This is a genomic window from Streptomyces sp. NPDC006733 (genome assembly GCF_040636125.1).
GTDB lineage: Bacteria > Actinomycetota > Actinomycetes > Streptomycetales > Streptomycetaceae > Actinacidiphila.
Genome location: NZ_JBEYJD010000003.1, coordinates 154,218 through 171,110, shown reverse-complemented (window position 1 = coordinate 171,110; position 16,893 = coordinate 154,218). Strand labels below are relative to the sequence as shown.

11 protein-coding genes are annotated in these 16,893 nt (G+C 73.5%); 7 read left to right on the top strand and 4 right to left on the bottom strand.

The window, feature by feature from the left end; translation table 11 throughout:
- The first annotated feature begins 197 nt into the window (after positions 1-197).
- The gene (locus ABZ721_RS04825) at positions 198-410 is read left to right on the top strand and encodes a hypothetical protein (RefSeq protein ID WP_358787135.1); all 213 of its coding nucleotides are present in this window, start codon (positions 198-200) and stop codon (positions 408-410) included.
- A 231-nt stretch (positions 411-641) separates the two neighbouring features.
- Entirely contained in the window at positions 642-1,055 is a 414-nt protein-coding gene (locus tag ABZ721_RS04820; RefSeq protein ID WP_358787134.1) for an ATP-binding protein, read from the top strand.
- 88 nt (positions 1,056-1,143) lie between these two features.
- Here the strand turns inward: ABZ721_RS04820 and ABZ721_RS04815 are convergent, their stop codons facing one another.
- The 4 genes from ABZ721_RS04815 to ABZ721_RS04800 all read right to left on the bottom strand — a co-directional run bounded on the left by ABZ721_RS04815 (position 1,144) and on the right by ABZ721_RS04800 (position 6,158).
- Positions 1,144-3,150 carry a translation factor GTPase family protein gene (locus ABZ721_RS04815; protein ID WP_358787133.1) on the bottom strand — a complete coding sequence of 669 codons (2,007 nt, stop codon included), beginning with the start codon at positions 3,148-3,150 and terminating at the stop codon, positions 1,144-1,146.
- 346 nt (positions 3,151-3,496) lie between these two features.
- A complete protein-coding gene (locus ABZ721_RS04810; protein ID WP_358787132.1) occupies positions 3,497-4,153 on the bottom strand; it encodes an ATP-binding protein in 657 nt (218 codons plus the stop codon).
- A gap of 194 nt (positions 4,154-4,347) precedes the next feature.
- Positions 4,348-5,508, bottom strand: coding sequence for a hypothetical protein (locus ABZ721_RS04805; protein WP_358787131.1), 1,161 nt, complete (start codon positions 5,506-5,508; stop codon positions 4,348-4,350).
- 170 nt (positions 5,509-5,678) lie between these two features.
- Positions 5,679-6,158: an STAS domain-containing protein gene (locus ABZ721_RS04800; RefSeq protein WP_358787130.1), complete on the bottom strand. Its 480-nt coding sequence runs from the start codon at positions 6,156-6,158 to the stop codon at positions 5,679-5,681.
- Positions 6,159-6,388: 230 nt separating this feature from the next.
- Between ABZ721_RS04800 and ABZ721_RS04795 the strand changes: the two genes are divergently transcribed.
- The 5 genes from ABZ721_RS04795 (at position 6,389) to ABZ721_RS04775 (ending at position 16,888) form a co-directional block, all read left to right on the top strand.
- Entirely contained in the window at positions 6,389-7,162 is a 774-nt protein-coding gene (locus tag ABZ721_RS04795; protein ID WP_358787129.1) for a GAF and ANTAR domain-containing protein, read from the top strand.
- Positions 7,163-7,275: 113 nt separating this feature from the next.
- Complete coding sequence (locus tag ABZ721_RS04790) at positions 7,276-8,145, top strand: class I SAM-dependent methyltransferase (protein ID WP_358787128.1); 870 nt, start codon at positions 7,276-7,278, stop codon at positions 8,143-8,145.
- A 259-nt stretch (positions 8,146-8,404) separates the two neighbouring features.
- On the top strand, positions 8,405-13,006 hold the full coding sequence (locus ABZ721_RS04785; RefSeq protein WP_358787127.1) for a HAMP domain-containing protein: 4,602 nt from the start codon (positions 8,405-8,407) through the stop codon (positions 13,004-13,006).
- Positions 13,007-13,131: 125 nt separating this feature from the next.
- Positions 13,132-15,513: a SpoIIE family protein phosphatase gene (locus ABZ721_RS04780; protein WP_358787126.1), complete on the top strand. Its 2,382-nt coding sequence runs from the start codon at positions 13,132-13,134 to the stop codon at positions 15,511-15,513.
- A gap of 13 nt (positions 15,514-15,526) precedes the next feature.
- Entirely contained in the window at positions 15,527-16,888 is a 1,362-nt protein-coding gene (locus ABZ721_RS04775; RefSeq protein WP_358787125.1) for an MFS transporter, read from the top strand.
- Positions 16,889-16,893 lie beyond the last annotated feature (5 nt).

Here is a 16,893-nt window from a genome sequence, read left to right as displayed (position 1 = left end):
CCACCCCGCATACCGCAGCTCACCGGCCGGGGCCGGGCACCGGACGGGTGCCCGGCACCGGACGGGTGCCCGGCCCCGGCCGGTAAGCGCGCAGCGCGTAACGGGGCGGCTGCGCGGCGTTGGGCCGTCCTGCCTATTCTTCCCGGGCGGGAGCGCTGCGGAGCGTTTGAACGAGACGGAGCGGGAACACGTGACCTATGGCGAATCCTGACGACGAAACCAAGACGCACCACGCGCCCGGCTCGCAGCCGAGCACCCGCCCCGGCTCCGAGCGACCGCAGACCATCACGGCTCCGACGCCGCCCGTCGGCCGCGACAGCGACCCGCCGGACGAGGCGGACCTGGTGGACGAGGAAGGGACGCCGGAACGGTCCCGCGGTGCCGGGAAGCCGGAGCCCGAGGACGACTGAACCCCGGCCTTCCGTACGGTCCGGGCCGCCGCACGCCGGACGCTGCCGGGGCGGCGGCCCGCACCGTACAGGGGTGCGGACCTGCGCGAAGGCCGTGCGTGACGGACATCGTGGTCCGCGAGAGCGGTGAACGCGTGAGATGCGGGCAGGCGCCCCCCAGGGCGCGTGCTGACGGTCCGGCCCGCTGATGGGCGTGAGGCCCAGGAAGAACGGTGCGGGCGATGATCGACGATGGTTGAGCGGTTCCTGGCGGTGCCCCCGGTCGGTGATGAGATCGGCGCGGCCCGTGACTGGGCGCTGATGCACGTGCGGAACTTCCCGTGGTGCGCCGATTGGCAGCCCGACGCCGGGTCGGTGGCCCTGGTCGTCTCCGAGCTGGTCACCAACGCCCAGCGGCACGGCGCTGGCTCCGTGGGGCTGTCGCTGGTCCTCGAGGAGAGCCGGTTGCGGATCGCGGTGAACGACGAATCCCGCGCGCAGCCGGTGATCTGCCCGACCGCCCCCGGCAAGGTGGGCGGACACGGACTGCGCATCGTGGCGAAACTGTCCGGGCAGTGGGGCGTGACCCTGCTCGGGGCCGGCAAGCAGGTGTGGGCCGAACTGCGGCCACCGGGTCCGGCGCCCACACGGCACGCGGTGGGATGACGGCCCGCAGCCGTCCGGAGTTCCCCCAACCGCGATGACCCGGGACCGACCCGGGGCCTACCCGGCCTCGCCGCACTCCCGCCGCCGGTCACCGTGTCCGCACCAGTGACGGGTCGGCGAGGAACCGCAGGTACTCCTCCGGGTCGAGCGGATTGCCGTCCGTCCGGGGCCGGCGCAGTGGGACACCGCGCAGCGGCCGGTCCTTGCCGGGACGCGACCACAGAGCCCCCTCCCCGCGGGTGAGGCCGGGCAGGGCGTCGCCCAGCTCCTGCATTCTGCCGGTGGGCAGATGAGCGCCCAGGGTCCAGCGGTCCCCGCTCTCCCGGGTCGCGCCGATACTGCCGCCGAGTTCGGCGATCCTGGCCGTGACCGTCCCCAGCGTGTCCTGGGGAATCTCCACCTCCACGTCCCCGCACGGCTCGTGGACCCGCGTTCCCGCGCGGCTGAGCGCGCGCATCAGCACCATCGGAGTGAGCTTGCGGAAGTCGGCCGCGGTGCTCACCGGGGAGGCCCAGCCGGTGCGGACGACGGTGACGGTGATGTCGGTGACCTCCCAGCCGAGGAGCCCCTGCCGCAGGCCGAGGCGCACGCTCTCCTCGATGGCGCGGTGGAACGCGCGCGGCAGCGCACCCCACTCCGTCTCGCGGACGTAGCCGACGCCCGAACCGTAGGGTGCCGGATCGACGCGCAGGCCCACCGCGGCGAAGAACTCGCCCGGCCCGGCGCCCAGTTCCCGCACCGCGACCCCGGAGCCGACCGGTCGTTCGCGGTACAGGGGGGTGACGGCGGCGAACTCCGCCGTGATGCCGAACTCCCGCCGCAGGCGGTCCGCGAGGACCTCGCGCTGGACCGCGCCGTGCAGCAGCAGCGAGAGCGTTCCGTCGGGGGCGGTGCGCGTCCTGATGAACGGGTCCTCGTCGGCCAGCGCGCTCAGCGCGGCGTGCAGGGCACCCTGCTGACCGGGGTGGGCGGCGCGTACGACGGCCTCGAGTCCCGGCGGGGCGAGCCGGACCGGTGGCCGGTCGCCGGTCGCCGCGCCGACGCGATCGCCGACCCGGACGCCCGGGAGCCCGCGCACGACGCCGATCCCGCCGGCGGTGAGCTCTCCACGGCTCTCCGCGTCGCCGCCGCTGTCGGCGGTCACGACGTCCAGCCGGGAGATCCGCCCGCTGACGGTCGGCGTCCCCTCCGTCCCGTCCCGGTGCAGGACGAGGCGCTGCCGTTCGCGCAGCAGGCCGGTGAACAGCCGGACGTAGGCGCGTTTCTCCCCGCTCTCCGTGCGGTCGACTGCGAAGACCGTGCCGCGGGCGGGGGCGTGTGCGTCCGCCGGTGGGGCGGGCAGCAGGGTCGCGATGCCCGCGGCCAGCTCCGCGATGCCCGCGCCGCTGAGGGCCGAGCCGAAGAAGACGGGCTGCACCAGGGCGGCGGCCGTCTGGCGGCGCAGCTGCTCGCGGAGGTCCCGTTCGGTGGGGGGCGGGCCGTCGACGAGCCGGGCCAGCAGCGCGGTGTCGTGCTCGGCGAGGACGGCGGCGGCCGCGGACGGTTCCCGGTCGCCGGTGAGCGGGACCGGGAGCGCGCGGGCGTCCGGGGTGCCGGCGCCGAGCGTCGACGTCAGCGGGACGAGGTGGGGCGCCAGGGCGCGGCGCACCTGCGCCAGCAGGGCGGCGTCGCGGGCACCGGTCCGGTCGATCTTGTTGACGAAGATCAGGGTGGGCAGCCGCAGCCGGCGCAGGGACGTCATCAGGACCCGGGTCTGGGCCTGGATCCCCTCGACCGCCGACACGACGAGGACGGCCGCGTCCAGGACGGACAGGGCGCGTTCGACCTCCGCGATGAAGTCGGGGTGGCCGGGGGTGTCGACGAGGTTGACGTGGCGGCCCGCGATGATCAGCGGTGCCACGGCCGTGCGGATGGTGATGCCGCGCTCGCGTTCGAGCTCGCCGGTGTCGGTGGTGGTGCTGCCCGCGTCGACGCTGCCGAGTACGGGGCGCGCTCCGTGGTCGAACAGCAGCCGCTCGGTCAGGCTGGTCTTACCGGCGTCGACGTGGGCGAGGATGCCCAGATTCAGGGGTGTGGAGGGTGCTGCGGACGTCAAAGTGGTCCTCGGGAGGCAGAGAGGGGGCGTGGGGCGACGCGACTGCTCCGAGGTGACGGCGCATGGGTCTCTCCTTGCTGCGAGGACGGTCGTGCGGGGCACGGCGGGTGTACCGGGCGCAGGCTAGTGCACGGGGCCCGCGCGGCGCCGCTCCTTTTCCGGCCCGAGCCGCGGACACGGCCCGAGCCGGACGCGCATCGAGCCGGACGCGCATCGGGGCGGCGGCCGGGCGGGCGAGGCCGGAGGACCCTCCCGGGTCAGGGTGCGGATCCTGCCGGCGGCGCCGTCGGGCTCCTCGCGCCGCTCGCGCAGGTCGCCGTGTCCCCGCCCCGCCCGCCCTGCGGTGTCAGCGCCAGGCCGCCCGCGAGCCGAGGGGGAGCACCTTCGGCAGTTCCACCTTGCGCAGCACCCGCCGGCCTGCCCGCGCCAGCGGTCCCGAGGGGACGTGGAGGCGCGCCCGGGTGACCCGGCGCAGCACGGTCGTCCACCCGCCCCGCCGCACCAGGATGCCCCTCCTGCGCCCGGTGGCCCTCCGCGGGGTCGCCGGGCAGCTCAGGCAGCCCTGGCCGGCCGTCGTCGCCGCCATCGTCGAGCTCATGGGGGTCGTCACGGGCGTCGCCGGCTGCGGGCGCGTGCTCTGGGGGATCACGTCGGCCCACACGTGCTTGCCTCCGGGCCGGTCCGCCACCCCCCACGCCCGGGTCAGGCGCGCGACGATGTGCAGGCCCCGCCCACCGGGCTCCGTCGGGTGCGGGGTGCGCATCACGGGCCATTCCGGGGAATCGTCGCTGACGATGATGCGCAGCTGGCGTGCCCCGGACACCAGGGTCAGGCGCACGGTCCCGCCGGCGTGTCGCAGGGCGTTGGTCACCAGCTCCGAGACCACGAGCGCGACGGCCCCCTCGTCCGGCCTCCAGCGCGTCGGCCACCGGAACGCCCGCACGGTCTCGCGCGCCCACCGGCGGGCCCGACCCACCACTCCCGGCGCCGCAGAGATCTTCACGGACCGTTCCGCCATCACGAACCACCGCCATCCAGTGCCAGGGACGCTCTCGCCGGTACCACGGATCCGGCAATCGGCCAAGACGTCTTGGTGAGCACTTTCCCGGATGTTGGTGATCCATGACTCGCACGGTGCAAACGGGGTGCACGATGGCAGGCTTCCAGCCGTTCGGGCTGTTGGGGCCGTTGGGCCGTTCAGACCGTTCCGGCGGATTCACGGGCGAGCGGCTCCGCTTGCGCGAGGTCGCTGAGGAGCCGGCCCGCGTCGGTGAGCAGCGTGCCGTGCAGGGACAGCTGCGGGGAGGTGCCGGAGGCGGGCTCGGTGAGGTGCCGTTCGAGGGCTGCGATCTGCCGGTCGGCTTCCTGGAGCAGATCGCGCAGGGCATGGGGGTCGGTGGGGCCCAGCCGGCCGACCTCCGCCATCGCCTCGGCCATCGTGGCGAGCAGTTCACCGTAGGGGGCGCGGAACTCCGGGGTCAGGGCATTCCATCGGTCGCTGCAGGCGGCGTAGGTCAGGCTGCGGATGATGGAGTGGCAGTGGGAGAAGGCGCGTTGCAGCACGTCGATGGTCATCGGCAGGCGGGGGAGGGCCTGTTCCCCGCCGGCCGAGGGTCGGCGGGGGTTGAGGACCGCGTTCTCCTGTTCGGTGTCGACCGCGGCCCGCATCCGGTCGGCCAGCCGGTCGAAGCCGGCACCGTGCCGGGCCCACTCCCGGGTCCGGTCGGCCGTGGGGGTCTCCTTGCGCAGGTCGTCGGCGAGGGCGTGCAGGATGTGCTGGGCGCGTGCCGCGAGGCGGGCGACGCCGCCCTGGGCGGCCTGGGTGTGCCGGGAGGGTGCCAGGATCAGATGGGCGGCGAGGCCGCAGAACGAGCCGATGAGGATGGACAGGGCGAGGTGCCCGATGAAGAGCGGCTCACCCTGTCCTGCGGTGAACGCGAACAGGGCCATGACGGCCACCTGGGCGCCGTGGGCGCCCAGGTGCTGGATCTTCCCCGCCGCGAGGGCGGCGGAGATCAGCACGGCCAGGCTCCACGCGTGCACGCCGACGGTCGTGCCGAACGCCGCCGCCAGCAGCACGCCCACCGCCATCGCGCCCAGGTACTGCACGCAGTCGTGCAGCGAGCGGTAGAGCGTGGACCGGGTCACCAGCAGGACGGTCAGCGCGGCGTAGGTCGTCACGACCGCGGGCAGCAGGAAGTGGGCGGCCTCCCAGGCGACCAGGGCGGCGATCACCGCTTTGACCTGCAGGATCAGGACGTCCCGTTCCTGTCCCGGCCGGCGTACGCCCCGTACTCCGAAGTGGAACAGGTCGGCGCACCGCGCCGGTATCCGATTCCCCCACTGGCCGACCTTCACCCGTGCTCCTGCCTGCTCGTACTGCTCGGCCCCCGGTGTTCAGGCTCCGTCTATCCCGATTCGGGCGCGGCAACGCCTCGGCGCCGCTCGATGGGGGGTGGCGGCGGTGCACGGAACGGCTGCGCGGGACCGGCGGGGTGCGGTGACGGCCAGGACGGGCCCGCACCGCCTCAGCGCGTGCCGGGCGGGGCGCCGGGGTCGTGTCCCTCGCCGGCGGGGCGCTGCGGGTCGGAGCCCACGAGCGTGGTGCCGCCCCGGGTCATGTCGATCCCCAGGGCGCGCTGGGACTCGGCGTGCTCCCCCAGGAGGGCGTGCAGGGCCCGCAGTTCGGCGTCGTCGGTGCGGTCGAGGCCGTCCATGAGGGTCAGGAGCTGCAGGGGCTGCGGCTGCCAGTTGTAGACCAGCGCCGCCAGGCCGCGCGCTTCCGCGGACCGCTTGAGGCCCAGCACGCAGCGCACGCCGACGACGTCCATGAAGGAGATGTGGTGCAGGTCGCAGGCGATGACCGTCACGTCGGCGGGGAGGGTCGCCATGACCTGGGCGACGGCGGGCTCGGCTTCGATGTCGAGTTCCCCGGCCAGCGTCAGATGCAGGGTCGGCCCGTAGCGTCGCAGCGTGATCTGGAGAGGGCCACCTGCGATGAGGTCCATGGCATCTTTCGCCTTGAAAGGAAGGGCATCTGCTGAACACGCCTGCCCAGGTGGACGCGGATAACACGCCGGCGGGATTCGTTCTTTCGAGCGCACCGCAACCCGAACGGGCGACGGCGCGCAGTCGCCGGGGCCAGGTGGGCGAGGGCGTGCGGGCGGAGTGGTCGGCGCGCGGCGGACCGCCGGTGGGGCAGGATGGGGGCGCGAACTGCCGGGTGGAGGTGAGGGCGGTGGGTTCTGTCCCCTCCGGGAGCGACGACCGCCGCGACGACGGCGGTCCGCGCGCCGGGGCGGAGGGGGCGGAGGTGTCCGTGCGTCCGGGCGAGCTGTTCCGGGGCGTGGTGCGCGGCAGGACCGGCACGGACGTGCCCGCCGCGCTGTGCCGGGCGTGCGTGGACCTGATGGACGTCTCCGGCGTTTCGCTGTCGCTGTCCGGCGCGGATCTGGACACCCGGACGCTGTGGTGGTCGAGCGACCCGGTGGCGGGCCGGCTCGCCGAAGCGCAGTACACCCTGGGTGACGGGCCGTGGCGGACGGCGGTCTCACTGGTCGCCCCGGTGCTGGCGGACGATCTCTCGGGCGGGGCGGATGCCGCGCGGTGGCCGGTGTTCGCGGCGCAGGCCGTCGCCCTGGGGGTGCGGGCGGTGTTCTCGGTGCCGCTGGGCAGCAGCGCCGTCGCGATCGGCACGCTCGACCTCTACCGGGACCGTGCCGGTCCGCTGTCGCCGCGCGACCGGTCCTTCGCGTTCGCGGCCGCCGACGCGATCACCACGGCCCTGCTGGCTCTGCAGCGGCAGGACGACCGGCTGGACGGCTCGTGGCTCGACGAGGCCGAGACGGACCACGAGGACGTGCACTACGCCACCGGAATGATCATGGTGCACCTCGGTGTCGACCCCCACCAGGCGCTGGCCCGGCTGCGGGCCCACGCCTTCACCCGCGGGCAGTCCGTGACCGCGGCGGCGGGCGACGTCATCGCCGGGAAGGTGCGGTTCTACGACTGAGCCGCCGGGGCGGCGCCGGGCCGCTTGCGTGTTCGGCAGGGCATCGGGCCATCGCCTTGCGCATACCGGGAACCATGATGCTGCGACGGCAAGGCCCTCCTAGCGTGGCCGGTATGAACCACACCTCCCCGCACGCGGCCCACCACGGTGCGCACGCCGCTGACCAGCCCACCTCCGACGCCCACGGCCAGGCCGAGATCCTCGATCTGGACGCGGAGGTGCTCGCCGAGCACATCGCGGCCGTCACCGCCTGGCTGCCCGTCGAGCGTGCCCCGCGGCACATCGTCGACCTGGGGTGCGGCACCGGGGCCGGCACCTTCGCGCTGCTCGCGCGCTTTCCCGAGGCGTGGGTGACGGCCGTCGACACGTCGGAGAGCCATCTGCGGCGCCTGCGGGAGAAGGCCGCCGAGCTCGGCGTGGCCGACCGGGTGCGCCTGGTCCTCGCCGACCTCGACGGGGACTGGCCCGAGCTGGGCCGCGCCGATCTGGTGTGGGCGTCCGCGTCCATGCACCACCTGGCCGACCCCGACCGCGCCCTGCGCACGGTCCACGACGTGCTCGCGCCCGGCGGCCTGTTCGCCGTCGTGGAGCTGGCCGGCTTCCCGCGCTTCCTGCCCGCGGACGGCCCGAAGGAGCGGCCCGGCCTGGAGGAGCGCTGCCACGCCGCCCTCGCCCACCGGCACGCCGAGCACCTGCCGCACCGCGGCGCCGACTGGGGGCCCAAGCTGGCCGCCGCCGGGTTCACCGTGGAGGGCGAGCGCACGATCACCGTGCACGTCGAGGGTGCGCGCAACGAGGCGGTGGGCCGCTACGCGCTCAGCGGCCTCGCGCGGCTGCGCGAGAGCGCGGCCCACGCCCTCGCCGCCGAGGACCTCGCGGCGCTGGACGGGCTGCTCGACCCGGGCGGTCCGCTGAGCGTCCTGCGCCGCGGCGACCTGGCGGTCCGCACCGAGCGCACCGTGTGTGCCGCCCGCCGGGGCTGACGCGGGCGGCGCCCGTACCCGGTCCCGGCGCGGTCGGCGGGGTGCCGCAGCGGCCCGCCAAGCCATGACAAAAGCCTCAAGTGATGCGGAAGCGAAGGCGTGTCCCGATCCCCCGGGTGTGCGCGACCACGGCAGGTCCACGGGTGGCTGACGGTAAACTCGCCTGGTCGAACATGCTTTGAATGCGGGCAGCCGGTCCGGCCGCGGGCGGGCTGTCTGCCGTCGCGTCCGCGGTCACACGGCAGGGTAAGGGTTGGGTATGAGCGAGGGTCAGCGGAACACGGTCGGCAAGGTGTCCGTACCCAGCGGCGGCGGGGTGGGGGAACCCGAACTGCGCCAGCTCCTGGCAGGGTTGACCGCGGTGCGCGACGGGGACTTCGGCCCCCGCCTGCCCGGCGACGGCGAAGGCCTGCTGGGGGAGATCGCCACGGTCTTCAACGGCATGGTCGACCAGCTGTCGCTGTTCACCTCCGAGGTCACCCGCGTGGCCCGCGAGGTCGGCACCGAGGGACGGCTCGGCGGCCAGGCGGAGGTGCCGGGGGTCTCGGGGACCTGGGCGGACCTGACCGACTCGGTCAACGCCATGGCCGGCAACCTGACCACGCAGGTCCGCGACATCGCCCAGGTCGCCACGGCGGTGGCCAAGGGCGACCTGTCGCAGAAGATCGACGTGGACGCGCGCGGCGAGATCCTGGAGCTCAAGGACACCGTCAACACGATGGTCGACCAGCTATCCTCGTTCGGGGCCGAGGTCACCCGCGTGGCGCGTGAGGTCGGCAGCGAGGGCCGGCTGGGCGGCCAGGCGCTGGTGCCCGGCGTGGGCGGGGTGTGGCGCGACCTCACCGACTCGGTGAACTTCATGGCCGGCAACCTCACCGACCAGGTCCGCAACATCGCCCAGGTGACCACGGCCGTCGCCCGCGGCGACCTGTCGCAGAAGATCACCGTCGACGCCCGAGGCGAGATCCTGGAGCTGAAGAACACCATCAACACGATGGTCGACCAGCTCTCCTCCTTCGCCGACGAGGTGACCCGCGTGGCGCGCGAGGTCGGCACCGAAGGCAGCCTGGGCGGCCAGGCACGGGTCCCCGACGTCGGCGGCACCTGGCGCGACCTGACCGACTCGGTGAACTTCATGGCCGGCAACCTCACCGCGCAGGTGCGCTCCATCGCCCAGGTGGCCACGGCCGTCGCCAAGGGCGACCTGTCGCAGAAGATCACCGTCGACGCCCGGGGCGAGATCCTGGAGCTGAAGAACACCATCAACACCATGGTCGACCAGCTCTCCTCCTTCGCCGACGAGGTCACGCGCATGGCGCGCGAGGTCGGCACCGAGGGCCGGCTGGGCGGGCAGGCCGACGTCAAGGGCGTGTCGGGGACCTGGAAGGACCTGACGGAGTCCGTCAACGTCATGGGCGACAACCTGACGGCGCAGGTGCGCTCCATCGCCCAGGTGACCACCGCGGTCGCCAAGGGCGACCTGTCGCAGAAGATCCGGGTCGACGCGCGCGGGGAGATCCTGGAGCTGAAGGAGACCATCAACACGATGGTCGACCAGCTGTCCGCGTTCGCCGACGAGGTGACCCGCGTGGCGCGCGAGGTCGGCACCGAGGGCAACCTCGGCGGCCAGGCCACCGTGCGCGGGGTGTCGGGCACCTGGAAGGACCTGACCGACAACGTCAACGTGATGGCGTCCAACCTGACCGGCCAGGTGCGCTCCATCGCCCAGGTGGCCACGGCCGTCGCCAAGGGCGACCTCTCGCAGAAGATCACCGTGGAGGCGAAGGGCGAGGTCGCCGCGCTCGCCGGGGTGATCAACACGATGGTCGACACGCTGTCCGCGTTCGCCGACGAGGTCACCCGCGTCGCCCGTGAGGTCGGCACCGAGGGCATCCTCGGCGGCCAGGCCCGCGTCTCCAACGTCGCCGGGACCTGGAAGGACCTGACCGACAACGTCAACTCCATGGCGAACAACCTGACCGGGCAGGTCCGCAACATCGCCCAGGTCACCACGGCGGTGGCCCGGGGCGACCTGACCCGCAAGATCGACGTGGACGCGCGCGGGGAGATCCTGGAGCTCAAGACCACCATCAACACGATGGTCGACCAGCTGTCGTCGTTCGCGGCCGAGGTCACCCGCGTCGCCCGCGAGGTCGGCAGCGAGGGCCGGCTGGGCGGCCAGGCCGAGGTCGAGGGCGTGTCGGGCACCTGGAAGCGGCTGACCGAGAACGTCAACGGACTGGCCGGCAACCTGACCCGCCAGGTCCGGGCGATCGCCGAGGTCACCAGCGCCGTCGCCGAGGGCGACCTGACGCGTTCCATCACCGTGGACGCCTCCGGTGAGGTCGCGGACCTCAAGGACAACATCAACTCCATGGTGGAGTCGCTGCGCGAGACCACCCGCGCCAACCACGACCAGGACTGGCTCAAGACCAACCTCGCCCGTATCTCCAGCCTGATGCAGGGCCGCCGCGACCTGGCCGTGGTCGCCGAACTGATCATGGACGAGCTCGCCCCGCTGGTGTCCGCGCAGTACGGCGCGTTCTACCTCGCCGAGACGGACGAGAGCGCGCAGAGCGCGGACCGGCTGGAGCTGCACCTGGTCGGCTCCTACGGGCACCCCGGCGGGGTCGGCGGCGACGGCCGGCCGCGGCACTTCCGCCTCGGGCAGTCGCTGGTCGGCCAGGCCGCCCGCAGCCGCCGCATCATCGCCGTCGAGGACGTGCCGCAGGACTACGTCGCCATCGGGTCCGGGCTCGGCCAGTCCGCGCCCACCAGCCTGATCCTGCTGCCCATCGTGGTCGAGGACCAGGTGCTGGGCGTCATCGAGCTGGCGTCGGTCAACCGCTTCACCCCGGTCCACCGCGACTTCCTCGAGCAGCTGATGGAGACCGTCGGCGTCAACGTCAACACCATCGTCGCCAACTCCCGCACCGACGAGCTGCTGGGCGAGTCCCAGCGGCTGGCCGGTGAGCTGCAGGCGCGCTCGGAGGAACTGCAGAACCGGCAGGAGGAACTGCAGCTCTCCAACGCCGAACTGGAGGAGAAGGCCGCGCTGCTGGCCACCCAGAACCGCGACATCGAGGCGAAGAACCTCGAGATCGAGCAGGCCCGTCAGGAGCTGGAGGCCCGCGCCCAGCAGCTGTCGCTGGCGTCGAAGTACAAGTCGGAGTTCCTGGCCAACATGAGCCACGAGCTGCGCACCCCGCTCAACAGCCTGCTGATCCTGGCCCAGCTGCTGGCCCAGAACCCGGCCCGGAACCTGACGCCCAAGCAGGTGGAGTACGCCGGGGTCATCCACTCCGCCGGGTCCGACCTGCTGCAGCTGATCAACGACATCCTGGACCTGTCCAAGGTCGAGGCGGGGAAGATGGACATCACCCCCGAACGCGTGCCGCTGCGGCAGCTGGTGGACTACGTGGAGGCCACCTTCCGCCCGCTGACCACCCAGAAGAGCCTGGACTTCAAGGTCACCACCGGTCCCGACGTGGCCACGCACCTGGTGACCGACGACTCGCGGCTGCGGCAGGTGCTGGGCAACCTGTTGTCGAACGCGGTGAAGTTCACCGAGACCGGCCAGGTCGAACTGCACATCGAGGCCGCCGACCCGGCCCGGCTGCCCGCGAACGTCAGGGACAGCGGCCCGGCCCTGTCCTTCCAGGTGCGCGACACCGGCATCGGGATCGCCGAACAGCAGCTGGAGACCATCTTCGGGGCCTTCCAGCAGGCCGACGGCACCACCAGCCGCAAGTACGGCGGCACCGGACTGGGACTGTCGATCAGCCGGGAGATCGCGCAGCTGCTCGGCGGTTCGATCAGTGCGGAGAGCACCCTGGGGGAGGGCAGCACCTTCACCCTCTACATCCCGCTGGAGCGCCCCGGCTTCGAGGACTCCACCGCCGGCTCCCCGGCCGGGCCGCGCAACCGGGACCGTGACGGGTCGCGGGCGCCGGTGGCGACGGCGGCGGCGCCCGCGGCGTCCAGCGGGCCGCAGCCGGCCCAGCGGCGCCGGGTGCTGGTGATCGAGGAGCGGTCGCACGGGCTGCTGTCGATGGTCGCCGAGAGCGCCGTGGCCGACGTCGCCGCCAGCCGTGAGCCCACGGACCCGCGCAGCCACGTCGAGGTCATCTCGGTGCTGGGCGCCGGGCAGGCCGCGGCCGCGCTGGCCACGCAGCCGTGCCACTGCGTCGTGCTGGAGCTCGACATGTCCGGCGACGAGGCCTTCACCTTCCTGGAGGCCCTCGACGGCGACCGGGCCCTGCGCGGGGTGCCGGTGCTGGCCCACAACAGCCGGCGGCTGGACGCGGCGCACGAGCAGCAGCTGCACGCGCGCTCGGACTCCCAGCCCCTGGAGCTGCTGCCCAGTTTGGACGAGCTGCGCGAGCGCATCGTGCTGCACCTGAGCGCGGAGCAGCCCAGCGACGTGCTGCCCCTGGTGCGCCCCGGGCGGGACCCGCAGCCGGTGTTCAACCCGGTGGACGGGCGGCTGGCCGGGCGCAAGGTCCTGGTCGTGGACGACGACCCGCGCAACGTGTTCGCGCTGACGGGCATCCTGGAGCTGCACGGCATGCAGGTCCTGCACGCCGACAACGGGCGGGCCGGGATCGAGGCCCTGTCGCGGCACGAGGGCATCGAACTGATCCTGATGGACGTGATGATGCCGGAGATGGACGGCTACGCCGCCACCGCCGCGATCCGGGCCATGCCGGAACACGCCGACCTGCCGATCATCGCCGTCACCGCCAAGGCCATGCACGGGGACCGGGAGAAGAGCCTGGCCTCGGGGTCGAGCGACTACGTCACCAAGCCGGTGGACGCCCATGCGCTGATCGCCTGCATCCAACGGTGGCTGCGGGCCTGAGCCGGCGCCGGGAGCGGCCCGGCCGGAGGTGACCGGCCGGTCGGACGGGGGTCCGGCCGGCCGGCGGGTACCAGCTCGTGCGACGCGGCAACGCGGTCGGTAGGCCTTTTCTAGGAGCCACGAAAATGTCGACACCCCCAGAGCCCCCGGGGTCCGCCGAGTCCGGCGCGGTGGCCGGTCCCCGGCGCGGGGACGACCCGGTCGCGTCGGGACGCCTGGCCGGCACGGTCGCCCGCCTGCGGGTCCAGGTCCAGCAGGCCCAGGAGGCGTTCGCCGGGCAGGCGCTGATCGAGCAGGCCAAGGGCATCCTGGTGGAGCGCCTGCACTGCGGCCCGCGCGAGGCGGCCCGGCAGCTGGACACCCTGGCCGCCGGGGCCGGCGTCACCCTGCTGGAGCTGGCCGCGGACATCGTCAACCAGGCCGCCCGCGACCACCTGACCGAACTCACCGCCGCCATGCTCGAAGCGGCTCCCACCCACGCCGTCCCCGCCGCGGCCACCGCGGCGACCGTGCGGATGCGGACCGCCGAGAGCAGCACGCTGTCGGCCTCCGACACCCAGACCGTCGCCGACTCCCTGCTGCGCTACGCGCTGGCGCCGCTGGGCGCCACCGCGCTGGCCATCTGGTCCGTGACCTACGACGGGGCCCTGCGGCTGGCCGGCCACGCGGGCTTTCCCGAGGCCGAGGGGGCCCGCTGGCACTACGTCCCCCCGGAGGTGGCGACGCTGGCGCGGCGGGCGCTGAGCCAGCGCCACACGCTGTGGACCCGGACCCTGGCCGAGACCCAGCTGCCGTCCATCGGCGGCACCGCCTCCGCGCAGGCCGGCCGCGTCGTGGTGCCGGCCGGCACCAGCGGACGCCTGGTGGGTGCCCTGGAGATCTGCTGGCCCGGCCCGCTGGAGCCCCAGACGCCCCAGGTCCGGCGCCAGGTCGAGGCGCTGGCCGACCTGTGCGCCCACACCCTGGACACCCACGTCCCGTTCGGCCCCGACGGCGAGCCCTCCGACCTGGTCGGTCTCGCCGAAGGGCTGTGGGACCCGGCGATGGTGCTGCGCCCGCACCTGGACGCCGACGGCCGCGTCACCGACTTCCGGATCCACCACCTCAACGCGCACTTCGCGGACCTCGCCGGCCGGCCCCCCACCGCCATCGCCGGCTCCCTGCTGCTGGAGAGCTATCCGGCGAGCGCCGACCCCAGCGGCCTGTACGAGAAGGTCGAGCACGTCCACGCCACCGGTGAGCCCTTCCGGGCCCGGCGGCTGGCCATCACCAGCCTCGTCGACCAGATCCCGCTGCCGATCGTCGCGGACGTGAGCATCACCCGGCACGGCGAGGAGGTCCTGGCGACCTGGCGCATCCAGGACCAGGGGACCCGGCTGGCCCATGTGCTGCAGCACGCGCAGCGGCTGGGGCGCATCGGCGGCTTCGAGGAGGACTTCCACACCGGCGAGATCACCTGGAACAGCCAGCTGTTCGCCCTGTGCGGGCTGCAGCCGACCGACGCGCCGATCCCGCTGCAGGAGCTCACCGCTCACGCCCACCCCGATGACGCCACCGCCCTGGGGCGGTTCCTGCGCACCCTGCTGCACCACCACCGCCCGGCGTCCACCGCGTTCCGGCTGAACCGGCCCGACACGACCTCCCGCCACATCCGGATCGTCGCCGAACCGGTGCTGGACGGCCAGGGGAAGCTGCACCTGATCCGCGGCGCGTACCAGGACATCTCGGCCCAGCACTGGACCGAGGTGGCGCTCGCCGCCACCCGTGACCAACTCGCGCACACGGAGAAGGAGTCGGCCGAGCACAACCGGCTCGCCCTGCAGCTGCAGCACGCCATCATGCCGCCCACCCGCGCCCCCCTCGACATCCCCGGACTGCACCTCGCGGTGCGCTACCGGCCGGCCGAGGAGGACCGCCTGGTCGGCGGCGACTGGTACGACATCGTCACGCTGCCGAACCGGCAGGTGCTGCTCGCGGTCGGCGACATCGCCGGCCACGGGATCCGCGCCGCCACCTCCATGATCGTGCTGCGCAACGCGCTGCGCGGCCTGACCGCCACCGGTGCCGGGCCCGCCCAACTGCTGGTGTGGCTCAACACCGTCGCCCACTTCCTGACCGAGCACGTCACCGCCACGGCCGTCTGCGCGCTGTACGACCCCGACACCCGGATCCTGCGCTGGGCCCGCGCCGGCCACCTGCCGCCGATCCTGGTCCGCAAGGGCCGCGCCGAGCCGCTGCCGGCGATCAAGGGCATCCTGCTCGGTGCGCTGCCCGAGGCGAAGTACCAGGAGGGTGAAGTGCAACTCGAGTTCGGGGACACCCTGCTGATGTATACCGACGGTCTGATCGAGCGAAGGGACCGTTCCATGCAGTCCTCCCTGGACGGCCTCGTCACCGCCGCCGAGCGCTCCACGCCGACCCTGGAGGCGCACCTGGACTACCTGCTGACCCGTAGCAACGCCGACACCGACGACGACACCTGTCTCATCGGTATTCAGCTCACCTGAGGAGAGACCGAGGATGTGCGCCGCCTGCGGTGTCCCCACCCACATATCCGAGCCGGCCGCGGCCGTGCCCGTCACCGGGGCCGCCGCACCGCCGGCCGCCCCGCCGCGGCGTTTCGCCGCGCTGCGCAACCGCGACTGCCGGCCCTACCTCGTCGGCTCGATGCTGGCGATGATGGCCGACAACATCGAGCACGTCATCACGTACTGGGTGCTCTGGCAGACGTTCCACTCACCGGCGCTGACCGGATTCCAGGTGATCAGCCACTGGGTGCCGTTCCTGCTGCTGTCGATGTGGTTCGGCTCGCTGGCCGACCGCTACGACTGCCGCCGCGTGATCCAGACGGCCCAGGCGGTGTTCATGGGTGTCTCCGCGGCCTGGGGGATCCTGTTCCTCACCGGCTCGCTGCACATGTGGGAGGCGTGCGTCCTGCTCGTCCTGCACGGCCTGGCCGGATCGCTGTGGGGGCCGGGCGAGCAGCTGATGCTGCACGACTTCGTGGGTCCGGCGGAGCTGCCCAGCGCGGTCCGGCTGAACGCGACGTTCCGCAGCCTGGGCGTGCTGTTCGGCCCGGTGATCGGCTCCGCGCTGCTGCTGGGCCTCGGCCCGACCGCCGGTATCTTCGCCAACATCGCCTTCTACCTGCCGCTGACCCTCTTCCTGTTCCGCACCAGGTTCACCGGGCACACCCGGGACGGCCACAGCCGCCCGCGGGTCGGCGCGCTGCAGTCGCTGCGGGTGCTGCGGGAGGTCGGCTCCAACCCGACCCTGGTCAGCATGATCGTGCTGGCCGGGCTGGGCTCGTTCTTCGTCGGCGCGTCCCTGCAGTCCTCGATGCCGATCTTCGCCCACGACCTGGGGGCCGGCGCTGCGGGCACCGCCTACGGGGTGTTGCTGTTCGCCAACGGTGCGGGCGGGGTCATCGGCGGCATCGTGCTGGAGGCCACCGGGTGGGTCAGACCCCGGGTGGCCGCGGCCGTCCTCAGTACCGCCCTGTACGGCGTGACCAGCATCTTCTTCGCCCTCACCACCAGCTACCCGCTCGCCCTGGCGCTGCTGCTGGTCGGCGGCGTCGCCAACCTGGCCTCGATGTCGATCGGCCAGACCGTCGTGCAGCTGCTCGCACCGGCCGCCGACCGGGGCCGGGTCCTCGGCGTCTACGGCATGTCCGCGGGCGGGCTGCGCGCGGGCAGCGGCTTCACCGTCGGCCTGCTGGGCGCGGCCATCGGGGTGCGCACGTCGCTGGCGTTCAGCGCGACGGCCCTGTGCCTGGGCACGGCCGCCGCCGGCGTCCACGCGCTGCGCGGCGGCCGGCGCGCACCGGGCGGCGTCGGCGCGGTGCGCGAGGACGAGCGCGCGGGCGCACCTCGCGCCTGACCGGC